This window comes from Pseudomonas tumuqii, from assembly GCF_013184545.1.
Classification (GTDB): Bacteria; Pseudomonadota; Gammaproteobacteria; order Pseudomonadales; family Pseudomonadaceae; genus Aquipseudomonas; species Aquipseudomonas tumuqii.
Map to the genome: position 1 here is coordinate 140,461 of NZ_JAAOJA010000001.1, position 21,426 is coordinate 161,886.

General features: G+C 67.1%; 23 protein-coding genes. 1 reads left to right on the forward strand and 22 read right to left on the reverse strand.

Translation table 11 applies throughout. The annotated features are described in order from the left end of the window. Window positions 1-19 precede the first annotated feature (19 nt). The 18 genes from G9C89_RS00640 to G9C89_RS00725 form a co-directional block, all read right to left on the reverse strand. A complete protein-coding gene (locus G9C89_RS00640) occupies window positions 20-484 on the reverse strand; it encodes a hotdog family protein (RefSeq protein WP_172143428.1) in 465 nt (154 codons plus the stop codon). Further along, entirely contained in the window at window positions 481-1,692 is a 1,212-nt protein-coding gene (locus G9C89_RS00645) for a beta-ketoacyl-[acyl-carrier-protein] synthase family protein (protein WP_172143429.1), read from the reverse strand. The genes G9C89_RS00640 and G9C89_RS00645 overlap by 4 nt, the downstream gene beginning before the upstream one ends. Continuing rightward, window positions 1,692-2,192, reverse strand: a complete 501-nt coding sequence (locus G9C89_RS00650) for a DUF3261 domain-containing protein (protein ID WP_172143430.1) — start codon at window positions 2,190-2,192, stop codon at window positions 1,692-1,694. The genes G9C89_RS00645 and G9C89_RS00650 overlap by 1 nt, the downstream gene beginning before the upstream one ends. Then, window positions 2,189-2,917, reverse strand: a complete 729-nt coding sequence (locus G9C89_RS00655) for a class I SAM-dependent methyltransferase (protein WP_172143431.1) — start codon at window positions 2,915-2,917, stop codon at window positions 2,189-2,191. Before G9C89_RS00655 ends, G9C89_RS00650 begins: the two co-directional genes overlap by 4 nt. Before the next feature lie 13 nt (window positions 2,918-2,930). Further along, the gene (locus G9C89_RS00660) at window positions 2,931-4,184 is read right to left on the reverse strand and encodes an NAD(P)/FAD-dependent oxidoreductase (protein WP_172143432.1); all 1,254 of its coding nucleotides are present in this window, start codon (window positions 4,182-4,184) and stop codon (window positions 2,931-2,933) included. Next, entirely contained in the window at window positions 4,171-5,328 is a 1,158-nt protein-coding gene (locus G9C89_RS00665; protein ID WP_172143433.1) for a sodium:proton antiporter, read from the reverse strand. Before G9C89_RS00665 ends, G9C89_RS00660 begins: the two co-directional genes overlap by 14 nt. Further along, window positions 5,325-7,679: an MMPL family transporter gene (locus G9C89_RS00670; protein WP_172143434.1), complete on the reverse strand. Its 2,355-nt coding sequence runs from the start codon at window positions 7,677-7,679 to the stop codon at window positions 5,325-5,327. The genes G9C89_RS00665 and G9C89_RS00670 overlap by 4 nt, the downstream gene beginning before the upstream one ends. Further along, window positions 7,669-8,271, reverse strand: a complete 603-nt coding sequence (locus G9C89_RS00675; RefSeq protein ID WP_172143435.1) for an outer membrane lipoprotein carrier protein LolA — start codon at window positions 8,269-8,271, stop codon at window positions 7,669-7,671. The genes G9C89_RS00670 and G9C89_RS00675 overlap by 11 nt, the downstream gene beginning before the upstream one ends. Next, a complete protein-coding gene (locus G9C89_RS00680; protein ID WP_172143436.1) occupies window positions 8,268-8,693 on the reverse strand; it encodes an acyl-CoA thioesterase in 426 nt (141 codons plus the stop codon). Before G9C89_RS00680 ends, G9C89_RS00675 begins: the two co-directional genes overlap by 4 nt. An 89-nt stretch (window positions 8,694-8,782) precedes the next feature. Further along, window positions 8,783-10,324, reverse strand: coding sequence for an HAL/PAL/TAL family ammonia-lyase (locus G9C89_RS00685; RefSeq protein ID WP_172143437.1), 1,542 nt, complete (start codon window positions 10,322-10,324; stop codon window positions 8,783-8,785). Beyond that, on the reverse strand, window positions 10,305-11,249 hold the full coding sequence (locus tag G9C89_RS00690; RefSeq protein WP_172143438.1) for an LpxL/LpxP family acyltransferase: 945 nt from the start codon (window positions 11,247-11,249) through the stop codon (window positions 10,305-10,307). The genes G9C89_RS00685 and G9C89_RS00690 overlap by 20 nt, the downstream gene beginning before the upstream one ends. Next, window positions 11,246-11,980, reverse strand: coding sequence for a glycosyltransferase family 2 protein (locus G9C89_RS00695; RefSeq protein WP_172143439.1), 735 nt, complete (start codon window positions 11,978-11,980; stop codon window positions 11,246-11,248). Before G9C89_RS00695 ends, G9C89_RS00690 begins: the two co-directional genes overlap by 4 nt. A 93-nt stretch (window positions 11,981-12,073) precedes the next feature. Then, window positions 12,074-13,732 (reverse strand): acyl-CoA synthetase family protein, encoded by a 1,659-nt coding sequence (locus G9C89_RS00700; RefSeq protein WP_172143440.1) that lies wholly within the window; start codon window positions 13,730-13,732, stop codon window positions 12,074-12,076. Continuing rightward, window positions 13,729-14,274 (reverse strand): COG4648 family protein, encoded by a 546-nt coding sequence (locus tag G9C89_RS00705; protein WP_172143441.1) that lies wholly within the window; start codon window positions 14,272-14,274, stop codon window positions 13,729-13,731. Before G9C89_RS00705 ends, G9C89_RS00700 begins: the two co-directional genes overlap by 4 nt. A 28-nt stretch (window positions 14,275-14,302) precedes the next feature. Continuing rightward, window positions 14,303-14,557: an acyl carrier protein gene (locus tag G9C89_RS00710; protein ID WP_172143442.1), complete on the reverse strand. Its 255-nt coding sequence runs from the start codon at window positions 14,555-14,557 to the stop codon at window positions 14,303-14,305. 11 nt (window positions 14,558-14,568) lie between these two features. Beyond that, a complete protein-coding gene (locus G9C89_RS00715; protein WP_172143443.1) occupies window positions 14,569-14,829 on the reverse strand; it encodes a phosphopantetheine-binding protein in 261 nt (86 codons plus the stop codon). Beyond that, window positions 14,789-15,619 (reverse strand): lysophospholipid acyltransferase family protein, encoded by an 831-nt coding sequence (locus tag G9C89_RS00720; RefSeq protein ID WP_172143444.1) that lies wholly within the window; start codon window positions 15,617-15,619, stop codon window positions 14,789-14,791. Before G9C89_RS00720 ends, G9C89_RS00715 begins: the two co-directional genes overlap by 41 nt. Further along, window positions 15,592-16,305 carry a beta-ketoacyl synthase chain length factor gene (locus tag G9C89_RS00725; protein WP_172143445.1) on the reverse strand — a complete coding sequence of 238 codons (714 nt, stop codon included), beginning with the start codon at window positions 16,303-16,305 and terminating at the stop codon, window positions 15,592-15,594. The genes G9C89_RS00720 and G9C89_RS00725 overlap by 28 nt, the downstream gene beginning before the upstream one ends. Window positions 16,306-16,540: 235 nt before the next feature. On the opposite strand from G9C89_RS00725, the gene G9C89_RS00730 reads away from it, so the two are divergent. Continuing rightward, a complete protein-coding gene (locus G9C89_RS00730) occupies window positions 16,541-17,314 on the forward strand; it encodes a ParA family protein (RefSeq protein ID WP_172143446.1) in 774 nt (257 codons plus the stop codon). A gap of 97 nt (window positions 17,315-17,411) precedes the next feature. Here the strand turns inward: G9C89_RS00730 and G9C89_RS00735 are convergent, their stop codons facing one another. The 4 genes from G9C89_RS00735 to G9C89_RS00750 all read right to left on the reverse strand — a co-directional run bounded on the left by G9C89_RS00735 (window position 17,412) and on the right by G9C89_RS00750 (window position 21,137). Continuing rightward, a complete protein-coding gene (locus G9C89_RS00735; protein WP_172143447.1) occupies window positions 17,412-18,209 on the reverse strand; it encodes a universal stress protein in 798 nt (265 codons plus the stop codon). Between the two features lie 85 nt (window positions 18,210-18,294). Next, window positions 18,295-18,738 carry a YiiD C-terminal domain-containing protein gene (locus G9C89_RS00740; RefSeq protein ID WP_172143448.1) on the reverse strand — a complete coding sequence of 148 codons (444 nt, stop codon included), beginning with the start codon at window positions 18,736-18,738 and terminating at the stop codon, window positions 18,295-18,297. A 111-nt stretch (window positions 18,739-18,849) separates the two neighbouring features. Beyond that, complete coding sequence (gene trxC / locus G9C89_RS00745) at window positions 18,850-19,284, reverse strand: thioredoxin TrxC (RefSeq protein ID WP_172143449.1); 435 nt, start codon at window positions 19,282-19,284, stop codon at window positions 18,850-18,852. 56 nt (window positions 19,285-19,340) lie between these two features. After that, complete coding sequence (locus tag G9C89_RS00750) at window positions 19,341-21,137, reverse strand: SLC13 family permease (protein ID WP_172143450.1); 1,797 nt, start codon at window positions 21,135-21,137, stop codon at window positions 19,341-19,343. Between the last annotated feature and the right edge of the window lie 289 nt (window positions 21,138-21,426).

Sequence of the window (21,426 nt, forward strand, 5' to 3'; positions counted from 1 at the left end):
GTAAGCCGAATCGGGTCGGTCATGGCGTGCACTCCTCGGGTTGTTCTTGCAGGTAGTTGGCCGCGTGCGGTGGGCAGAAGACGTTGAGGCGCGCCTCGGCATGGATGCCGGGGCCGCGCAGGTGGCATTCGAACACGCCCATGCCATTGTCGTCCTGCAGCGAGCGCCGGGCCTGGATCTGCAGTTCGCTGCCGGCGGGGAAGCGCTCGACATTGCATTGGAAATTGCGCGTGCCGAGGAGAAAGCCCAGCGCCACCGGCATGCCCGCCTGGCGCGCCCGGCAGCCGGCGTAGGCGGCCACGCTCTGCGCCATCAGCTCGATGCCGACCCAGGCCGGCAGGCTGCCGTCGGCTTGATTGAACAGGCCGCCGGGGCGCACGCTCAGGCGGGTTTGCACATCCTCTTCGCTGAAGTGCAGTACTTCGTCGAGCAGGATCATGTCACCGGCATGCGGCAGTAATTCGGCGATCGGCCACAGGCTCATGGCAGGGCTCCGAGAATCAGCGACAGGTTGCTGCCGCCAAAGGCGAACGAGTTGCTCATCAGTCGATGCGGGCGTCTGGCGGCTGCGGCGTGCACCTCGACCAGCTGCAGGCGCGGCAGTTGCGGGTCGGCCTGGCCGTCCCACAGATGGGGCGGCAGGCGCTGATCGCGGTTGTAGGCGCTCAGGGTCAGCCAGCAGAACGCCGCCTCCAGCGCCCCGGCGGCGCCCAGGGTATGGCCGCTCAGCGGCTTGGTCGAGGAGCAGGGCACACCGTGGGGAAACACGGCCTGCATCGCCAGGCTTTCCATCGCATCGTTGTGCTGGGTGGCGGTGCCGTGCAGGTTCAAATAGTCGATCTCCTCGGCGGCTACGCCTGCGGCGGCCAGGGCTTTGCGCATCGCCTGCTGGGCGCCGAGGCCCTCAGGGTGGGGCGCGGAAATATGATGGGCGTCGGAGCTGGCGCCGCCGCCGAGCAGGGCGATCGGCGGCTCTGCACCGGCTGCTGCTTGGCTCAGTGGCGCGCGGGTCATGACGAACAACGCCGCCGCTTCGCCGATATTGATCCCTCGGCGATTCAGCGAGAACGGATTGCAGCGTTCGGCGGCCACCGCCTCCAGCGCGCTGAAGCCGTTCAGGGTCAGGCGGCACAGGCTGTCCACCCCGCCGCACAGCACGGCATCGCACACCCCCTGCTGCAGCAGGCGCTGGGCGCTGAGCAGGGCGCGGGCGCTGGAAGTGCAGGCGGTGGACAGGCAGTAGGCCGGGCCGCTCAAGCCGAGCCACTCGGCGAGAAAGATGGCCGGTGCGGCGATTTCCTGTTGGGCGTAGCAGTAGTCCGCCGGCAGCGCGCCGTCGTCGACAAAACGGGCAATGCCCTGGCTGGCTTCGTGAATGCCCGAGGTACTGGTGCCGAGCACCACGCCGACCCGGGCGGCACCGTACTGGGCGATGGCGGCGCGGATCTGCGCCTCGATCTGCAGCGCGGCGGCCAGCAGCAACTGATTGTTGCGGCTGAACGCGGCCTGCATGCCGTTCGGCAGCGGCGGCAGTTCGGCACTCACCGCGCCGACCGTCAGGCGGCGGCCAGTGACCCAGCCGTCCTGCGCGCGCATGCCGCTGCCGTCGCCGGCGAACAGGGCATCGGCGACCGCCTGCTTGCCTTCGCCGAGGGCGCAGATCAGACCGAGGGCGTTGAGGTAGCCGGGCATCAGGGAATCTCCTGGTCGGAGAGCACGCTGACCCGATAACTCAGGTCTTGCGCGTGGTTCAGGGTGAAATCCAGGGGCGCACGGTAGCTGATTCGCCAGTCGGGGGTAAGCCGGCGCTGACCATCAGCCAGCAATTGCCAGGTCGCGGGCGCGTAGCTGGCGGCCAGGGCATCGGTCGGGGTCAGGGCGAACAACAGGGCGGCGAACAGCTCGCGTGCCTCGTCGTTGGGCGGCAGCAGGCCGTCGGCCCGCCAGGCGCCATCCTGCAACAGCTGGCGCGCCAGGGGCACGCCGAGCGGGTCGAACAGCGACCAGCGCAGGGTTGAGCCTTCGGCTTGCAGCACCAGCCACCAGAACTGCTGCGCGCCGGCCTGTTCGCGCTGGATGTGCAGGGTCACTGGCAGTGGCGTAGCTAATTCGGGAAGGCTCGAGGGCAGCGGCGTGCGCGCCGCGCAGGCGCTCAGCAGCAGGCCGATGCCGAGGAGCAGCAGGCACCTCATGGCTGGGGTTGCTCCAGCGGCTTGCGCGCCATCAGGTTGACCAGGGTCTCGTCACGCTGGCCAACTGGTTTGGGCTGGCGCAGGCCCCAGCGTTCGAGCAGGCCGAAGTCCTGAGCCCGGCTCCACCACAGGTAGGGGTAGGAGACGTTGCGCTCGGCAAACTCGAAGCCCTGCTCGCGCAGCATGTCGAGGTACTGCCCGGCGCTCTTTTGCACCTGCATCGGATGGCGGAACAGCCAGCGGATCACCCAGGTATCGATATAGAACCTGGTGGACTCGGCGAACAGCAGCAGGCCGCCGGGCTTGAGCACGCGCCAGAATTCGCCGAGGGTGCGTTCCTGCTCGACCAGGTGGTGGAAGGTCTGGTGGCAGAAGAGGATGTCGACGCTGGCATCGTTCAGCTGGATCGCCGCGCAATCACTGGCGAGCAGACGTACGGGCAGGCCCTGGCGCTCGGCTTCGCGACGCGCACAGGCGAGGCTGTGCGGGTCGGCATCCAGGCCGATCAGTTGCGCCGGGGCGAACGCCGCCTGCAGCAGGCCGAAGGACTTGCCCTGGCCACAGCCGGCATCCAGCAGCACCGCGGCCCTGGGCAGCGGCGCGTCGATCAGGCGCTTGAGGTCGTCGATCGCCACACGCAGCACGTGCTGCTGCCAGACATGGCTCTGCAGGAACCAGAAACCGAAAGCGGTTTCTTCGACATAGGTGGCGGCGGCGCGGGTCATCGAGCTTCCTTGTTCAGACGGCATGGGCGGGGGCGCAGAGTTTGGCCAGCACCCGCAGGCGCCGCCTGGAATCCGCGACATAGGGGTTGTTCTGATCCCAGGCGTAGCCGGCTAGGATCGAGCTGATCATCCGGCGGATGTCCGGCGCGGCGTTCTGATAATGGATCACGTCCTGGAAGGAACCGTCGTACCAGCCCTCGACGTAGACCCGGAAGGTGTCGATGCCGCGCTTGAGCGGGATGGCGAAGTCATTTTCCCATTCCACCGCCTCGCCGCACAGCTGCCGATGCAGCACGCCGGCGGCCATGCTCGCGGAGCGCATGGCGATGGTCACGCCGGAGGAGAACACCGGGTCGAGGAATTCCGCGGCGTTGCCGAGCAGGGCGAAACCCGGCCCGTGCAGGCATTTGACGTTGGCCGAGTAGCCGCCGAGGGCGCGTGCGGGGGTATCCCAGACGGCGTTCGCCAGCACGCGCTGGAGGCTCGGGGTTTCCGCGACGAACTGCTTGAGACAGGCGTCCAGATCCTGCGGTCGCCCTTCGTAGCGCGTCGCCGCGGCGACCACGCCGACCGAGCAGCGGCCGTTGCTGAAGGGGATGGTCCAGAACCACACATCCTGCAGGGTGGGGTGAGTGGTGATGAGGATTTTCTCACGGTCGAAGCCGCTGTCGGCACTGCGATCCTCGACATGGGTGAACACGGCCTGGCGCACCGGGAAATTCGAAGGCGTGTCGAGGTCGAGCAGGCGTGGCAGCACCCGGCCGTAACCGCTGCCATCGAGGACGAAGGCGCATTCCACCTGGTATTCGTGGCCATCAGCCAGCCGGCGTACCGCCAGGCGCGGGCAGGCGCCGCTGAAATCGGCCGCGACTATTTCTTCCTCGTAGCGGATTTCCACGCCCTGCAGCTCGGCCTGATCGGCCAGCAGGGTGTCGAAGTCGGCGCGCAAGACCTGGTAGGTCGAGCCCTGGCCCTGGGTGAAGCCATCGCGGAAGTCGAAGTCGTTGTAGCGCTCGCCCCAGGCGAAGGCCGCGCCATGCTTGGTCTGGAAACCGGCCGCCTGCACCGCCGCGAGCATCCCGGCCTCCTCGACGAAGTCCAGGCAGTGCGACAGCAGGCTCTCGCCGATCGAGAAGCGCGGGAAGCGCTGACGCTCCAGGACCAGCACGTCATGGCCGTTGCGCTTGAGCAGGGCACTGGCGATGGCGCCAGAGGGGCCGGCGCCGATCACCACGACCTGGCGTTTTTCGAGTTCAGGGGACTTCATATGGGCTTCGTGCCTCGGTATTGGCGGTGGCAGGGCGAGAGTAGGCGCCGGTGAGGGCCGGCAGCAAGGTGGAGATCAGCCCCATCAGCATCAAGGCGAAGTACAGCTGGGCGCTGATCACCTGCTGGTGCAGGAGCAGGTTGAGGAAGACGATTTCGGTCAGGCCGCGGGTGTTCAGCAGCACGCTCTCGCGCCACTTGCCGGGGGCCGGCGCCAGGCATCCGGCGGCCCAGCTCAGGCCCAGCCAGTTGCCCAGCAGCTTGCTGGCGATCGGCAACAGCAGCAGGGCGCCGAACTGCAGCCAGGAATAGGCCAGCCAGGCGTTGTGCCAGTCGATCTGCAGCAGGCCGTAGGCGAGGATCAGCGGCACCGCCAGCCAGGTCTGCAGGGCGGCAAACACGTTGGCCGGCAACGGCAGGCGCAGCGGTATGCGCAGGGCGGCGCAGCACAACAGGTAGGCGATGCCGAACACCAGGGCGTTCAGCTTGAGCTGCTGCATGACCAGCAGCAGGGCGAGGAAACACAGGCCGTTGCAGCGCGCCGCGCGGCATGGCAGCAGCTTGAACAGCACGGGCAGGCCGGCCGCCAGCAGCGGCCAGAGCAGGGTGGCCGGCGCGCTGCTGCCCTGGGCCAGGCCGAAGATCAGCCAGCACAGCAGGTCCATGAAGATCGCCGCCTGCAGCAGCTGGCGGATGCGCGCCGGCGGGTAGCCGAGGTGCTGCAGGTAGAGGAACAGCACCGGGATGGCGGTGAGGGCGAACAGCAGGCCGACGGCAATGCTGCCCAGCAGGCTCTGCGCCGGCAGCAGCCACAGGGCGCAGGCCAGGCCGCAGAAGAATGGCAGGAAGAAACTCGGCAGGGCGATCTTGATGCTGGCGGGCTGCAGGTCGAGGTCGATCACGTCACTGAGGATATGCCCCAGCAGCAGGGTGAAGGCCACCCCGTACAGCGGCTTGAGCCAGTCGGCGGCGAGCAGCTCGTCGGCACCGAAGCCATGTGGCGCACTCCACAGCATCAGCAGCGGCAGGCCGAGGGTGGCCAGCAGCAATTGGCTGACGATGGGGATCAGGCGCAGACGGCTGCCGAGCCAGGTGGCGGCAGCGAACAGGGCCAGCAGGCCGAGCCAGAACAGGCCGATGCTCATGCCTCCACCGTCTGGTTCTGGGCGCTGCGCTGAGTGCCGGCCCAGGGTGCGAGGAGGCAGCAGAACAGCAGGCCGAGGCTGATGGCCAGGCCAAAGTTGGCGATGACCGGGGTCTGGCTGAGCAGCAGCAGGCCGAAGGACAGCCAGCTGGTCAGGGCCGCGAGCAGGGTGCCGAGCAGGCTCACCGCCGGGCCGCCGATGTTCTCGCGCATGAGGATCGCGTAGTCGACGCCGATGGCGGTGATCAACAGCAGGCCGAACAGGCTGAACAGGGTCAGCGGTTGCCCCAGCCAGCCGAGGCAGGCCAGTGCCGTGAGGGCGGCCAGCAGCGGCAGGCAGACGATGCGCAGGGCACCGCCGAGGCCGAACGGCAGGCACAGCAACAGCAGGATCGCCGCGATGGACATCAGTTTGAGCTGCGCCGCGCTCAGTTGGGTGGCGCTGAACAGGCTGTTCAGCTCGCCGAGACGGTCTACCAGTTGCACGCCGTCGAGCCCTGCGCCGACGCTGTGCAGCACGCTGGTATCGTTCAGGCCTTGCAGGCTGACCAGTCCGGCCACGCCAGCGTCGCCGCGGCCGAGCCAGAGCGGGCGCCAGGCCTCGCCGAGCGGGCCGGCGAGGGCCTGTTCGAGCCGCGGTTGTGCGCTGTTCAGCAGCAGCGCCAGTTCCGCGTGCAAGGCGGCCTCGGGAATGCCGGCCGCCAGCAGCGGCTGCCAGTGCTGCGGCAAGCCTTGCAGCGCCTGGCGCAGTGCGTGCTGCGAGTCGGCCGGGGCGACCAGCTGGCTGAGCGCGCGGTAACCGAGCAGCTGGCCGTCGGCCACGGCACGCTCCAGGCGCTCGCTCAACGCGGCCTGGCGCTGCAGTAGCTGTTGCTCATCGCTGGCGCGCACCAGGAAGAACTGGCTGGTGGGTTGCTGGCCGGTCAGCTCGGCGATCCGCTGGGCTTCGTCGAGCAGCTGCGGCTCTGCGCCCAGCCACTGGCGCACATCGTTCTGCGTCTGCAGTTGCAGCAGCCCGGCGGCGCAGAACAGCAGGAGCAGGCCAAGCAGTTTGCGGTTGCCGATGCTGGCGAGCAGACGGGCACGCAGGCTCAGCAGGTTTTCGCTGAAGCGCAGCAGGCCGGGCGCGGGCCGTAGCTGCAGGCCGCCGAGCCAGGCCGGGAGCAGGCACACCGCGCAGAGGTAGGCGGCGATCAGCCCGGCGGCGGAAAACACGGCGATCTGGGTCAGCGCCGGGAAGGGGGTGAAGGCCAGCGCCAGGTAGCCGATCAGGTTGGTGCCCAGGCTCAGGCTGAGGCCGGGCAGGGTCGCGGCCAGGGCACTCCAGCTGTGCCAGTGGGCCTGGCCGTGCAACCTGCTCCAGCTTTTACTCAGATAATGCTGCGGGTAGTCGGCGGCCACGCCGATCAGGCTGGCGCCGAGCACCAGGGTCAGCGCATTGATCTGGCCGAACACCAGCACGCAGGCGGCGCAACCGGCGAGCAGCGCCACGCCGATGGGCAGCAGGCTGACCAGCACGCGCGCGCGGCGATAGCTCAGCAGCAACAGCAGGAGGATGCCGAGGGTCGCGATGCCGCCGATCCAGGCCACTTCTTGGCTTGCCCGGGCCTGGCCGGCGGCGGCGTAGAGCAGGCCGCTGGCGGCGAGCAGTTGACCGCCCTCGGCACTGACCAGGGCGCGCGTGCTGGCCACCTGGCTGGCGACCGCCGGCGCTGCCTGCAGGTCGAATGAGTCGCCGCGGATGCGCGCGCGCAGCAGCGCCCAGGTCAGGCCCTGGTCTTCGACCAGCAGCGCGCCGCTGCCCAGATCGGTCTGGATCCGCGGGTGCGGGTTGAGCGCCTGTTGCGCGCGGGCGCCCAGGCCCAGCCAGTCCTGATCGATAGGCAGCAGGCTGACGCTGGCGAAGGTGTCGAACAGCTGGGCGGCGCGTTGCTGGATAAAACCGTCGGGCTGGGTGATCAGCAGTTGCCGGTCTGCGTGCGGCAGCAGGCTCAGACGGCTGCTGCGCACCTGCTGGCGCAGGGCGTCCAGGTCGGCCTGGAGACTCCACTGCAGCTGCTCGAAGCGCTCCGCTTCGGCCCATTGCCGAGCGATGCGCTGCACCAGGACAATCGCCTGCTCGCGCTCGGCATGGCCGACCAGCACCAGCAGCTCGCGATTCAGCGGCTCCTGCATGCGCCGTTCGGCCTGCTGCACCAGTTCGTCGCTTGCGCCTTGCGGCAGCAGGGCGAGCATGCTCGCCTGCAACGGCGGGCCGGCGCGCCACTGCCAGGCGCTCAGTGCCAGCAGCGCCAGCAGCAGGGCGAGGAACAGGCGCGGCAGGAGCCGTCTCGACCGATGGTCAAGGCGCAAGGGCGAGGCGCTCCGCTTCGCTCAAGCGATCGTCGACCTGGCTCTGCGGCAGGCGCAGCAGGGTGCTGTCACCCTGGGTTTCCGTCAGTTCGATACGCTCGACCAGTGCGCCACCCTGGATATGGATGGCGCTGAAGATCTGTTGCAGCAGCCGCGAGCGCGGCGTCAGGCTGAGCTGCCAGGCCTCGGCATCGCCGCTCAACTGCAGCTCGAAGTCGTCGGCCAGGCCGGCATGGTCGCCCCTGAGCACGGCGAGGAACAGCCGGCTCTGCTGCGCGGCGACGTCCTGCCCGGGTTGCGGCTGCCAGCCCTGGGGCGTGCGTCGGGCAATGCCCCGGTCGCCGATGCGGTAATCCTGCTGCAGCGGGCTGTGCAACTGCCAGAGCAGGCCATGCGCGCGGGACAGGACGAACTGGCCGCGGCTGGTCAGCGGCTGCGGCAGGGCGCGCAGGTGTTTTTCCTGGATGAACGGGCCACGCACCACGGCCGGCTTGGCCAGTTGGGCGCCGAGCTGCTCGAGGTCGAAGGCCTGGGCCAGGCTGGCACCGAGCAGCGCGATGCCGACGGCGATACCCCGCAGGAAACGCCTCATGCGAGCGCCTTCTCTACCGCGTCGAGCAACACCCGCGGCGAGGCCAGTTGCATCTCGCGGCTGGCCATCGCCACCGCCACCTGCACGCTGCTGCCGCGGGTCATGCGTTCGCCGGTCTCGGCGTCGGAGATCAGGTAGTGGATCTTCAGGCGGTTTTCCCATTCGATCAGGTCGGCACGCACGATGAGCGTCTGGCCGAAGCGGGCGCCACGGATGTAGCGCAGCTGCAGGTCGATGATCGGCCAGACATAGCCCGCCGCACGCATCTGCGTGTAGTTGTGGCCGAGCCTGTCGAGCAGGGCGCAGCGCGCCATCTCGAAATACTTGACGTAGTGGCCGTGCCAGACCACGTCCATCGAGTCGACGTCGAAGAAGGGCACGACCAGCTCGATCTCGGCCTGCAATACGCCTTGGCTACGCATGGGCGGCTCCTTGGCGGGTGGTGCGCGCGACGCAGCCTGCGCGGTATGCGGTGCTGGCCGTAGGGTGCGCCGTGCGCACCAGGGCGGACTCAGGCATATAGCCTCCAATGCTGGTCGCGGATACGGGTCAGGCACAGGCGCAGTTCGCCTTCCAGGGCGCGGTCTTCGATCACCGGCGGAAAATCCGCACTCAGCTGTTCGCGCATGGCCGCCACGGGGGCGGGGATGTCGCTCTTGCCGTCGCGCAGGCGCAGCCAGACGCCCTGGTTGGCCGCCAGCAGGGTGGCGGCGGCGACCTGTTCGGTCAGTTCCAGGCTGCGCAGGGCATCGCGCGCGGCAATGGTGCCCATGCTCACCTTGTCCTGGTTGTGGCACTCGGTGGAGCGCGAGAACACGCTGGCCGGCATGCTGTTTTTCAGCGCTTCGGCGGTCCAGGCGCTGGCGCCGATCTGCACCGCCTTGAAGCCGTGATTGATCATCGCGCTGACCGCCGGCGCACCGGACAGGTTGCTCGGCAGGCCGTGGTTGTAGCGCGTGTCCACCAGCAGGGCGAGCTGGCGGTCGAGCAGGTCGGCGACGTTGCCGACCAGGTTCTTCAGGCTGTCCATGGCAAAGGCGATATGCCCGCCGTAGAAGTGCCCGCCATGCAGCACGCGCTCGGCTTCGGCGTCGATCAGCGGGTTGTCGTTGGCGCTGTTCAGTTCGGTTTCGATGAATTGCCGGAGCAGGCCCAGGCTGTCGGCCATCACCCCGAGCACATGCGGCGCGCAGCGCAGCGAGTAGCGGTCCTGCAGGCGGTGCAGCGGCGCGGTCGGTGCGTCGATCGCCAGGTCCTGGCGCAGCCAGGCGGCCACCTGCATCTGCCCCGGGTGCGGCTTGGCGGCGAACAGGCGCTCGTCGAAGTGCTCCGGGTTGCCTTCCAGCGCCACCACGTTGAGGGCGGTGATGCGCGTGGCCAGCTTGAGCAGGTACTCGGCGCGGGAAAACGCCAGGCAGGCCAGGGCGGTCATCACCGCGGTGCCGTTCATCAGCGCCAGCGCCTCCTTGGGCCGCAGGGTCAGCGGCGTCCAGCCCAGTTCGGCATGCACCTCGGCGGCGCTGCGTTGCGCGCCGCGATACAGCACCTCGCGCTCGCCGGACAGGGTGGCGGCGACATAGGACAGCGGGGTCAGGTCGCCGCTGGCGCCGACCGAGCCTTCTTCCGGGATGCGCGGCAGCACGTCATGCTCGAGAAAGGCGCGCAGGCGTTCCAGCAGTTCCATGCGTACCCCGGAAACCCCCTGGCACAGCGACTGCAAACGCACGGCCAGCACCGCCCGGGTGCTCGCTTCGTCGAGCAACTGGCCCAGGCCGCAGCCATGAAAGGTGTAGAGGTGGCGCGGCAGCGCCTCGACCTGGTGCAGCGGCACGGCCACCACGCAGGAATCGCCGTAGCCGGTGGTGACACCGTAGATCACGCCCTCCTTGTCCAGCAGGGTATCGAGGAAGCGCGGGCCCTTGTCGATCATCTCGCGATAGGCCGCATCGTCCTGCAGCAACGCCTGGGCGCGGCGTTGGGACAGGGCGTTGATGTGCTCGATACTCAGCGGTTGTTCGCCGAACACCACGGGTTCAGCCAGGTATGTCGTCATCTTGCTTCCAGAACGGGTAGAAGTTGAACCATTGGTGCGGCGCCTCCAGGCAGAGTTGGCCGAGGCGCTGCGCATAGCCCTGGACCCAGCGGCGGATCACCGCGTCGCGTTCGCCGCGCTTCCACTGTACGCGGTCGGCCAGGGGTTCGAGCAGCACCTGGTAGCGGCCGTCGATTTTCAGGCAACTCATCAGGTTGAGCGGGCAGCGCAGCAAACCGGCCAGCAGCCAGGGGCCCTGGGGGAAGGCGGCGCTCTGGCCGAGAAAATCCACCGTGACGCTGCGGGCGCCATGCAGCGGCACGCGGTCGCCGGCGATCGCCAGCCACTCGCCGCGTTCCAGGCGCTCGGACAGTTGCAGCATGATCGCCGGATCCAGTTCGCTGACCTGAATCAGGCGCAGGTTGCTGGCCCCGGCTTCATTGAGCAGGCGGTTGAACTGCTCGGCATGCTTGGTGTGCACCAGCACGTTCATCTGGACCTTGTTGTTCAGCTCGGCCAGCGCCCGGCACACTTCCAGGTTGCCCAGATGGGCGCCGATCAGCATCTGTCCGCGTTCGCCCTGCATCAGGCCGTGCAGGTCGTGGCGATCGATCAGGTCGATGTCCGGCAGGCCCAGCTTGCCGTTCCAGACGTCCAGCTTGTCCAGCAGGGAGTCGGCGAAGGCCATGAATTGGCGGAATACCGACCGGCGGCTGGGCTGCAGTTCGGCGCGCCCGCTCCAGTGGGCCAGGTTGCGCTGGTAGTGCCAGATATTGCGCCGGGCCTGGCCGCCGAGCAGGAAGAAGTACAGCACGATCAGGTAGAGCAGCGGGCTGAGCGCGCGGCGCCCGAGCAGGCGTACGGCCAGGGCGATGAATTTCATCAGGACGAAGCTGCCGCGCTCTTGCTGTGCGGCCCAATGCCTGCTGTTGCGCGGCTGGCTCATGCGCGCCACCGGCGCCAGAGCAGTTGCGGGGCGCGCAGGAGCATGCCGCAGAACAGTTTGGCGTGCATCTTGGTGATCAGCGCGTTGTCGTGCCACAGGCGAAAATGCGAGAGGCCGTCGGCCGGGTAGTGCACGCGCACCGGCAGCCAGCGCATCGGCTGATCGCGCCAGAACAGACGCACCAGGATCTCGGTGTCGAAGTCCATGCGCCGGCCGATGGCCACCGTGTCGAGCAGCGCCAGGGTGGCCGGCAGCGGGTAGAGGCGAAAGCCGCACATCGAGTCGCGAATGCTCAGCGACAGGCAGTTGATCCACACCCAGACATGGGTCAGGTAGCGGGCGTAGAGACGGCCTTTCGGCACGCTGGCATCGTATTGCGGGTAACCGCAGATCAGGGTCTGTGGCTCGGCCTGCGAGGCGGCGAGGAAGATTGCCAGCTCGCTCAGGTCGTGCTGGCCGTCGGCGTCCACCTGCAGGGCGTGGCTGAAACCCAGCCGCGCCGCCTCACGCAGGCCGGCCATCACCGCGCCGCCCTTGCCCTGGTTGACGGGCAGGCGCAGCAGGGAGACGTCGGCCTGCGCGGCCAGACGATCCATCGCCGCGGCGCAGGCCGGGCTGGAGGCGTCGTCGACCAGCACGCAGGGCAGTCCGGCGTCACGCAATGCCGCCACCACCGCCGGCAGGGCGTGCTCATGGTTGTACACCGGGATCACCGCGCAGGGCTTATACATGGGCTTTCCCTACGCAGGATGGGTTGAGCGAAGCGATACCCATGGTGGTTTTGTCGGGTATCGCTGCGCTCAACGCCAACCTACAGAAGCATCTCATTGCGCCGGCCCCAGCAAAATCCGCCCCGACGAGCAGGCCTTGTCGCCGTTGCGGAAGGTGAAGTAGAGCTTGCCGCGGCTGGCGTCGAAGCGCAGCGACAGCTGCAGGGGATCGCCGGGGCGCACCAGTTGCTGGAATTTCAATACTTCCATGCCGACAAAGCGCGGCGGCAGTTGCTCGATCAGTTGCCGCGCCAGCTGTTGGGCCCAGTCGATCTGCACCACGCCCGGCAGCACCGGGGTCTGCGGGAAGTGGCCGCTGAAGTGGGCCAGGTCCAGCGGCACCTGCAGTTCAAGCTGCCACTCGCCGTCCCGCTGCACGGCGCTCAGCGGTTCGACCTGGGTCGGGCGTGGCGCGGCGAGCAGCGCCTCGACCGCCGCCTGGGCCAGCTTGCCCTGGCTGCTGTAGGGCAGCTGGCTGAGCAGGCGCCAGCGCCGTGGCAGGGCGATGGCTTCGCAGTGCCCGGCCAGATGCCGGCGCAGGGTGTCGGTGATACTGCGCCGGCCCTGGTTGCGCAGTGCATGCACGCCGGCCGGACTCAAGGCCAGCAGGGCGCCGAGGAAGGCACGGCCCTGCTGAAGCACGCCGAGGCGCGCATCGCTGACCCAGTGATGGGCCATCAGGGCCTGCTCCAGCATGGGCAGGGAGATGCGCTTTTCTTCCAGTTTGACGATGCGGTCCAGGCGTCCGCGCAGGACGAAACGGCCGTCGGCCTGGAGTTCGACGGCATCGGCGGTCTGCTCGCAGTGACCGGCCGGCAGGTAGGGCGAGGTCAGCCTGAGCGCACCCTCGGCGTTGACCCCCAGCTTGACGCCGGCGAACGGCTGCCAGGGCGTATCGCCCCGGCGCCAGGCGATGCCGCCGGTTTCCGAGCTGCCGTAGATTTCCGTTGGCCACTGGCCGAGCTGGGCGTGCAACAGCTGCGCGGCCTCGGTCGGCAGGGCGCCGCCGGAGGAGAACACCTGGCGCAACGGCTGCAGGGCGGTCCAGTCGAGGTTGTCGCCCATGCGTTTCAACAAGGCCGGGCTGGCGACCCAGGCGAACGCGGGCTGTTCCAGGCTGATGCGTTGCATGTCCTCGGGGAAGGGTTGCGCGTGGCGCAGGAAGGCGCGGCCGGCACACAGCGGCCAGAGCACGCGGAACAACAGGCCGTAGATATGCTGGGCGGCCACGCTGGCGACGATCACCGCGTCGCCCAGGGTCTCGCCCCACAGCCGTTCCAGCGCTTCGACTTCGTTGCTCAGTTGGCGCAGGCTCTTGTCGATCAGCTTGGCCTCGCCGCTGGAGCCGGAGGTGCACAGGGTCAGTCGGCACCGGTCGAGGTCCAGGGCGCGGGCCGCCAGGGGCTCGGCGGCTTCTGCGGGATCGAGGGCATCGAGCCAGAGGTCGATCCGGCTCGCCAGCTGCAGGCGCGTCTGCGCCTGGGCATCGGCGGGCAGCAGCACCTGGACGCCGGCCAGCCAGGCGCCGAGCAGGGCGATCGCCAGGTCGGCGGCGTCTTCCAGATAGAGCGCGACGCGCTGCACGTTCTGTCCACGCAACTGCCCAGCCAGGCGCAGTGCGCGCTGGCACAGCTCGGCGTGGTCGAGATCCGGGGTGACGGGGCGGCTGGCGTCGGGGTTCAGCAGCAAGCAATCGAGGCCTATCCAGCTCATGCCGTCCGCCTTACGCGCTGGCGCACCAGCCATTCGCCGGCGAACAGCAGGCCGATCAGGCCGTAGGAAATCAGGCCGGTGTAGAGGGTCCACCAGAACAGCGGCGCCCACAGGGTCAGGGCGACGGTGATCAGGCCGTTGCCGAGAAAGAACAGCGCCCAGACCTTGGTCACCTGGCGGGTGTAATGCACCGCCACCGCAGGCAGTTCCGGCTCGCGCAGGCGTGCCAGTCGTTCCACCAGTGGTGGGCCGATTTTCAGGCTGAGGGCAAACAGGCCGAGCAGCAGCAGGTTGATCAACACCGGGTACCAGCGCAGCAGCGCCGGTTCGCCGGCCAGGCCCAGCAGCAGGCAGAACGCCAACCCCGCGGCGGCCATCCAGCGCCCGCCCGCGCCTTGCTTGCCCAGCACCAGACGCGCCAGCCAGAGCCCGCCCAACAGGGCGGCGAAGACTCGGGGCGACAGCCGTTCCATGCCGAAATACACGGCAAAGGGGTAGGCCAGGCCGGCCACGACCAACAGCAGGCCGAGCAGGCGACTCATGCGCGACTCTTCATTGACTGTCCGGCCATCAGTTGGCCGGGTTGACCAGACGGTACACGGCTTCGACCACATCGCTCACGCTGCGCACCGACTTGAACTCCTCGGCGGCGATTTTCTTGCCGGTCTGGCGCTTGATGTGATCGATCAGGTCGACGGCATCGATGCTGTCGATTTCCAGGTCCTGGTAGAGGTTGGCGGTCAGGGTCACGCGCTCGGCATCCAGCTCGAACAGTTCGACCATGGCCGTGCGCAGGGTGGCGAAGATTTCATCACGAGTTTGCATGTGCTGAGTCCTCAGGCCGATTGCCGTGCTGCAACGAAGGCCGCGAGGCTGGCCACGTTGGCGAAGTGCTCACGGGTGTCCTTGGCTTCGGCGTCGATCTTGATGCCGAAACGCTTCTGGATCGCCAGCCCCAGCTCCAGTGCGTCCACCGAGTCCAGCCCCAGGCCTTCGCCGAACAGCGGCAGGTCGGCGCCAATGTCTGCGGCCTCCATGTCTTCCAGGCCGAGGGCCTCAATGATCAGGTGTTTGATTTCCAGCTGTAAATCGCTCATCTACGGCGAGCTCCTTAATGAAGTGACGGTGCAAGAATTCGTTGAGTTTACGCGAGGCGACGGGGGCCGATCCCTGCGCGCGGAACAGTTGCGGGTCGATATCTTCGCCCACACGCAGGCGGATATGGAAACGCCGCGACGGAATACGGTACCAGGGCTCGGCCTTGGTCAAGGTGGTCGGGGTCACGCTGATCGCCACGGGGGTGATGATGCGCGCGCCGCGCAGCGCGATGGCGGCGGCCCCCCTATGGAATTCAGGCGGCTGCCCCGGACTGGTGCGCGTACCTTCGGGGAAGATCACCAGGGTCTGGCCGCCGTGCAAGGCGGCGGCGGCCTCGTCGAGCATGTCCAGGCTGCCGCTGTTGCTGATGTACTGCGCGGCGCGAATCGGCCCGCGCATATAGGGGTTGTCCCACAGGCTCTGCTTGACCACGCAGTTGGCGTCGCGGATGAAGGCGATCAGCACCACCACGTCGATCAGCGACGGGTGATTGGCGAGCACCAACTGGCCCGGCCGGCCCAGGCGTTCGGCGCCTTGCACTTCGTAGGTCAGCACCCCGCTGCGGAACATGAACCGGACGAACGCGCGGAACACCCAGCTGATCACGCCGCGGGCGCGGCGCCGGTGGGTCTCGGCGTCGCCCGGCAGCAGGCTCAGCACCGGGAAAACCAGGACGCGCAGCAGCACGCCGCCCATGCCGAACAGGGCGAAGCTCAGCGCCGTGGCGATCAGGCGCCACCAGAGGGGCGCGCTGTAGGGGCTCAGGCCTTGTTGTGTGACCAGAGCCATTGGCGGTTTTTCCAGTGATGCACGAGGGTCGGCTGTCCGCTGCAGAGCGCACGCAGCAGGCTGAGGGGGTGTGGCCATTCGGCTTGCTGGCCTGCACCGGTACAGAGTTGCAGGTGCCAGTCGTCGCCGGGCGTGAGCAGCAGGGCGACGGCGTAGGGGAAAGGCACGTCGTCGATATAGGGCGCATACACTGCTGGCGGTGCTTCCTCGGCGATCACCAGCAGCACTGCCGGAGCGCCCTCGCCGAGCAGCATGCTGGCTTCCAGCATGGCGTGTTCGAGGCCATCGCCGGCAGCGGCCACGGCGGTCATCTCGCTGGTGTCGCCGCGCAGGATCGACCATTGGCCGATGATGGCGTTGTGCACCGACAGGCTGAACTGGGTCGGCGACAGGGGTTCATCGCGCGCCAGGTCGCCGAGGATGGCCAGGGTGCGCGGCGTTTCGCCGTGGCGCGAGGCGAAGATCAGGGGCAAGGCCGGGTAGGCTTCGGCCAGCGGCCAGGCAACCTGAAACAGCATCCGCGCCAGGCGGCTGAGGCGTCGGCGTTGCATGGCCGGGAGGAAGCTGACGTCCGGTTGCTGCTGGCCGTCAGCCACGCGCACGGGGGCCGCGCACCAGGTGCGCCAGTCATCCAAGCTCTCCAGGCCGGGGGCCCAGGCACGCCATTGCTCGATCCTGAAATGCATCACACGAAGCGTTTCCCGGCCCTGTGGGCGTCCTTGTCAACTGCGGCTGTCGCGCGCGACATTGAATTGTCGGCGCTGCCATGGCGAAGTGCCCGTATTATCTAGGTCGCCGGCATTCTGCGCAAACTTTGCCAGAAGGCTTCTGATGGATGGGCCGGCGATTTCAGACGCCGACCTCGCCCTTGTCATGCGCTTTGCATAGAATCCAAGGCCAACGGAATCAGGGAGGTTTGTCATGCGGCGTGTGGTGTTCAATCAGAAAGGCGGAGTGGGCAAGTCGAGCATTGCCTGCAACCTGGCGGCCGTAAGCGCTTCGCAGGGCTACCGCACGCTGTTGGTCGATCTGGATTCCCAGGCCAACTCCACTCACTACCTCACCGGCCTGACGGGCGATGAGATCCCCATGGGCATCGCCGAGTTCTTCAAGCTCAGCCTGACCAGTGGCCCTTTTGCCAAGAAAGGCCGGGTCGATATCTACGAGACGCCGTTCGACAACCTGCACGTGGTCACGGCTACGGCCGAACTGGCCGATCTGCAGCCCAAGCTGGAGTCGAAACACAAGATCAACAAGCTGCGCAAACTGCTCGATGAACTGGCCGAGGATTACGACCGGATCTACCTGGATACGCCGCCTGCGTTGAATTTCTACACGGTTTCCGCGTTGATCGCCGCTGATCGGGTATTGATCCCCTTCGATTGCGACAGTTTCTCGCGTCAGGCCCTGTACGGCCTGCTGCAGGAGATAGAGGAACTCAAGGACGACCACAACGAAGGGCTGGAGGTCGAGGGCATCGTGGTCAACCAGTTCCAACCGCGTGCCACGCTACCGCAGCAGTTGCTCGATGAACTGATCGCGGAGGGTTTGCCGGTATTGCCGGTAAACCTGATGAGTTCGGTGCGCATGCGTGAATCGCACCAGGCCTGCACACCGCTGATCTATCTGGATGCACGGCACAAACTGACCCAGCAGTTCGTCGAACTGCACGACTTGCTCAATGCGGCCGGTTGAACGGGTTTGATCGACTGCTGAGCCTGCGCAACCCGGCAGGGATATAGCCAGCAAACAAAAAGGCGCCACTGGCGCCTTTCTCGTTGTGCACGGCTGTTCAGCGTACGACCAGAATGTCGCAGGGCGCCCGGTGCAGGAAGTGCTGGACCAGGCTGCCGAGCAGCGCCTGGGACAAGGCGCTGCGACCATGGCAGCCGAGTACCAGCAGCTCGCTGCGGCGCGCTTTCAGCTGTTCCTGCAGGCAGTTCAGGATGCCGCCCTGCTGCACCGAATGGGTCAGGGTCGGGCCATCGGCGGGCAGGATCTGCGCTTCGTCCTCAAGCAGTTGATCGATCAAGGCGCGCTGGATCTGCAGTTGCGCCTCGACTTGCTTGGGTGTGCCCGGGTCCGGCTGGAACACATGCACGGCATGCAGTTCGGCGGTTGCCGGCAGCAGGTGATAGGCCTGCTCCAGGGCGCTGCAGGCGCAGAGGGAGAAGTCGATGGCGGCAAGCGCGCGCTGGTAGGGCTGGAAGTCGTCGCGCGCTACCAGCAGCAGCGGCACGGGGCAGTGGCGGGCGATGCGATCCAGGCTGGTGCCGGAAAAGAAATTATGGCGCTGGTGATGGGCGCCGAGTACCAGCAGGTCGCAACCGAGTTCCTGCACTTGTTGCAGCACCACCTCCGAAGGAATGCCGGCGAGCAGGACCAGTTCGCTGCCCGGCGGGGCATAGCGGGTCAGACTGCGATCCAGGGCCTGGTGGGCCTTTTCGTGTTCCTGGCTGCTCTGGGTGGGGTCGAGGACATGCAAGATCGTCAGCTTGGCATTGTGCTGCTGGGCCAACTGGGTGGCGCGGCACAGAGCCATGTCGGCGGTGTCGCGCAAGTCATGGGCAATGAGGATATGGGCAAACATAGGACAAATCTCCGGCCGATGGGTGTCGGCGATTTATTATCCATCAAGCAATAGTCGTTCTTTTGGCCTAAGGCAAGGCCAGACGTCAGCGTGCGCGCAATTGATAGAGGCCGCGACTCTCGGCCACTATTTCGCCACCGGCGTCGGTCAGCTGCAGTTCCAGCAGGTAATCGGCCTTGCCCCGGGATTGCGCCTCGCTCTGCAGCCGGTCGATCTGCTCGGCATCGAGTCGAGCCTCGACATGGATGTCGCCCAGGGCCGGACGGCGGAAGCGCAGGTTCATTTCCTTGATAACCGGGTAGAAGCGCTGGCTGTCGAAACTGCTGAGAAACAGGGCGCCACCGGGGATCTCCGCCAGGGTGAAAAGGGCGCCGGCGTACATGCTGCCGATATGGTTCTGGTTGCCGGCCAGTGGCATGCACAGGCGCACATAGCCCGGCTCGAGCACTTCGGCCTTGAGGCCGCTGCGTTTGACGAAGGCAATCTGTTCTTCGGTGAGCTGGCGGGCGATTGCGGCAGGCAGGGGCATGATGGTCGGCCTCGGGTGGTTTGCTTGCCAGCCTAATGCGTTGCCGGCGGCGTGCAACTGACCGTAACCGTCGCCGTGCTTGACCCTTTCGCTCAGAGCTTGTGAAAACGCTCAGAGCCCCTGGCGCTCCAGCCAGGCCAGCAGTTGCGGCAGTGGCAGGGCGCCGCTCTGGCGTGCGACTTCGTGGCCGCCCTTGAACAGGATCAGGCTGGGGATCGAGCGGATGCCCAGTTGGCTGGACAGTTGCGGGCTGGCCTCGCTGTCCAGCTTGCCCAGGCGACAGCGACCCTGCAGTTGCCCCGCCGCCTGGTAGAAGGTCGGCGCGAAGGCCTTGCACGGGCCGCACCAGTCGGCCCAGACATCCACCAGCAGCGGCAGATCGCCCTTGAGCTGGCTGGCGAAATTGGCCTGGGTCAGTTCGATCGGCGTGCTCGGCACGACTTCATGCTTGCAGCGCCCGCAGCGCGGCTTGTCGCCCAGGCGCTCGGCGGGGATGCGGTTGAGGCCGTTGCAATGGGGGCAGGGAATCAGCAAGGGGTCGCTCATGATCGGGCTCCGGTGGCTATGTCCACTAGATGGAGCCGCCGTCATCGCTTATCAAGTCACACCGGTGTCAGCGGCCAGAACCAGGGAATCACGAAACTGGCCACCACCCAGAGCAGCAGATTGAGCGGGATGCCGACCTTCATGAAGTCGGTGAAGCGGTAGCCGCCGGCGTTGTAGACGAAGGTGTTGGTCTGGTAGCCGATGGGGGTGGCGAAGCTGGCACTGGCGGCGAACATCACCGCGACCACGAAGGCCCGCGGATCGACGCCCAGGTGCTGGGCCATGCCGATGGCGATGGGGGTGACCAGCACCGCCACGGCGTTGTTCGACAGCACCTCGGTGAGGATCGAGGTGAACAGGTAGATGAACGACAGCATCAGCAGCGGCCCGGCCCAGGGCATCAGGCCCATGACGTTGCCCACCATCAGGCTGACCAGGCCGACCTTGTCCATGGCGATGCTGATCGCCAGCATGCCAAAGATCAGGCTGAGGATCTTCCAGTCCACCGCCTTGTAGGCGTCTTCCACATCCAGGCAGCGGGTCGCCAGCACGGCCACCGCACCGATGATCGCCAGACCCTCGATCGGCATCACGCCGAAGGCGGCCAGGAGCATCACTGAAAGTGTGGCGATGATCGCAATCGGTGCCTTGTCGCGGCGGAAGGCGCGTTCCTGCACGGCGTTGAGGCTGATCAGTTCGCCGTTGTCGGCGAAGCGCTTGATCTGTGCCGGGGTGCCCTCGACCAGCATGACGTCGCCGAATTGCAGCTCGAAGTCGTCGAGGTTGCCCTGGATGTTCTCGTCCTGGCGGTGCACGGCGAGCACGGCGATGCCGTAGCGTGCGGTGAGGTCGAGGTCGCGCATCGGCCGGTGGCTGTAGCGCGAATTGCGCCCGACTATGGCCTCGGCGAGGATCACGTCGTGACTGCTGATGGTCTCGAAGGCGTCGCCGCGGTTGAACGTCAGGTGGCCGCTCTCGCGCAGCTCCACCACGTCTTTGACCTGGCCGTGCAGCACCAGGCGGTCGCCGCTGGCGAGCAGGGTGGCGTGGTCCGGTTCGGTCAGCTCCTGCTCTTCGCGAAACAGCTTGAGCACCTGCAAGCCGCTGCCGCCGTTGAGGTTGGCCTCGGCCAGGGTCTTGCCGACCACCGGCGAGTCGTGCGGTACCAGCAGTTCGGTCATGAAGGTGCGATCGAGGTCGGGGCGCAACTGCTTGGACAGGGTTTCGCGTTCGGGCAGCAGGTGGCGGCCGATGGTCAGCAGGTAGAGCATGCCGACGCTGGCGAGGATCAGCCCGGCGCCGGTGATCTCGAAGATGCCGAAGGGCGCCAGGCCGGCCTTGCGCGCCACCCCGTCGACCAGGATGTTGGTCGAGGTGCCGATCATGGTCAGGGTGCCGCCGAGGATGGTGGCGTAGGACAGCGGGATCAGCAGTTTCGACGGCAGGGTGCCGGCGCGCCGGGCCAGGGAGATTGCCACCGGGGTGAGGATGGCCACCACCGGGGTGTTGTTCAGGCCGGCGGAAATCACCAGGGCGGTCAGGGTCAGGCCGGTGAGGACGCGGATCGGGCTGGTGCCGACCAGATCGCCCAGCCAGTTGCCCAGGGCGTCGATGCAGCCGGTGCGCTCCAGGGCGGCGGACAGCACGAACATGCAGGCGATGGTCACCGGCGCCGAGTTGGACAGCACGCTGAGCACCTCTTTGGGTTCCAGCAACTGGGTCACCAGCAGGGCGGCCACGGCAATCGCCGCGACTATGTCCGGGCTCCACTTCTCGCGCACGAAGGCATACAGCACCCAGATCAGCAGGGCGCCGACAAACAGCAAGGGCAGGGGTAGCGAGTCCCAGAACATGAACGTCCTTAGCGTGCGAATCTCGTGTGAGGTAGCGGGCACGCTCAAGGGCGGCCATACGAGGCGCTGAAGATAAGGCTTGCTGCTTAGAGAGTCTAAGAATGTTTGAGAAGGTTTATATGCCTTTTAGATTTAACGTGAAAGTCGCGCAGCGACGCCATCCTTATGTCCTTCTCCCTCCGGGAGAAGGTGGCGCGAAGCGCCGGATGAGGGAAACGGGCATGCCCGTTAATATTTAAGGCTGTACCGCCAGCCTGGCCGCGCACTGTCCCTGTGCCGTCAGGCATTG

Coding starts and splice junctions, on each gene's coding strand:
- G9C89_RS00640 (WP_172143428.1), bottom strand. CDS start 484: ATGAGCCTGTGGCCGATCGCCGAATTACTGCCGCATGCCGGTGACATG.
- G9C89_RS00645 (WP_172143429.1), bottom strand. CDS start 1,692: ATGCCCGGCTACCTCAACGCCCTCGGTCTGATCTGCGCCCTCGGCGAA.
- G9C89_RS00650 (WP_172143430.1), bottom strand. CDS start 2,192: ATGAGGTGCCTGCTGCTCCTCGGCATCGGCCTGCTGCTGAGCGCCTGC.
- G9C89_RS00655 (WP_172143431.1), bottom strand. CDS start 2,917: ATGACCCGCGCCGCCGCCACCTATGTCGAAGAAACCGCTTTCGGTTTC.
- G9C89_RS00660 (WP_172143432.1), bottom strand. CDS start 4,184: ATGAAGTCCCCTGAACTCGAAAAACGCCAGGTCGTGGTGATCGGCGCC.
- G9C89_RS00665 (WP_172143433.1), bottom strand. CDS start 5,328: ATGAGCATCGGCCTGTTCTGGCTCGGCCTGCTGGCCCTGTTCGCTGCC.
- G9C89_RS00675 (WP_172143435.1), bottom strand. CDS start 8,271: ATGAGGCGTTTCCTGCGGGGTATCGCCGTCGGCATCGCGCTGCTCGGT.
- G9C89_RS00680 (WP_172143436.1), bottom strand. CDS start 8,693: ATGCGTAGCCAAGGCGTATTGCAGGCCGAGATCGAGCTGGTCGTGCCC.
- G9C89_RS00685 (WP_172143437.1), bottom strand. CDS start 10,324: ATGACGACATACCTGGCTGAACCCGTGGTGTTCGGCGAACAACCGCTG.
- G9C89_RS00690 (WP_172143438.1), bottom strand. CDS start 11,249: ATGAGCCAGCCGCGCAACAGCAGGCATTGGGCCGCACAGCAAGAGCGC.
- G9C89_RS00695 (WP_172143439.1), bottom strand. CDS start 11,980: ATGTATAAGCCCTGCGCGGTGATCCCGGTGTACAACCATGAGCACGCC.
- G9C89_RS00700 (WP_172143440.1), bottom strand. CDS start 13,732: ATGAGCTGGATAGGCCTCGATTGCTTGCTGCTGAACCCCGACGCCAGC.
- G9C89_RS00705 (WP_172143441.1), bottom strand. CDS start 14,274: ATGAGTCGCCTGCTCGGCCTGCTGTTGGTCGTGGCCGGCCTGGCCTAC.
- G9C89_RS00710 (WP_172143442.1), bottom strand. CDS start 14,557: ATGCAAACTCGTGATGAAATCTTCGCCACCCTGCGCACGGCCATGGTC.
- G9C89_RS00715 (WP_172143443.1), bottom strand. CDS start 14,829: ATGAGCGATTTACAGCTGGAAATCAAACACCTGATCATTGAGGCCCTC.
- G9C89_RS00720 (WP_172143444.1), bottom strand. CDS start 15,619: ATGGCTCTGGTCACACAACAAGGCCTGAGCCCCTACAGCGCGCCCCTC.
- G9C89_RS00725 (WP_172143445.1), bottom strand. CDS start 16,305: ATGCATTTCAGGATCGAGCAATGGCGTGCCTGGGCCCCCGGCCTGGAG.
- G9C89_RS00730 (WP_172143446.1), top strand. CDS start 16,541: ATGCGGCGTGTGGTGTTCAATCAGAAAGGCGGAGTGGGCAAGTCGAGC.
- G9C89_RS00735 (WP_172143447.1), bottom strand. CDS start 18,209: ATGTTTGCCCATATCCTCATTGCCCATGACTTGCGCGACACCGCCGAC.
- G9C89_RS00740 (WP_172143448.1), bottom strand. CDS start 18,738: ATGCCCCTGCCTGCCGCAATCGCCCGCCAGCTCACCGAAGAACAGATT.
- trxC (WP_172143449.1), bottom strand. CDS start 19,284: ATGAGCGACCCCTTGCTGATTCCCTGCCCCCATTGCAACGGCCTCAAC.
- G9C89_RS00750 (WP_172143450.1), bottom strand. CDS start 21,137: ATGTTCTGGGACTCGCTACCCCTGCCCTTGCTGTTTGTCGGCGCCCTG.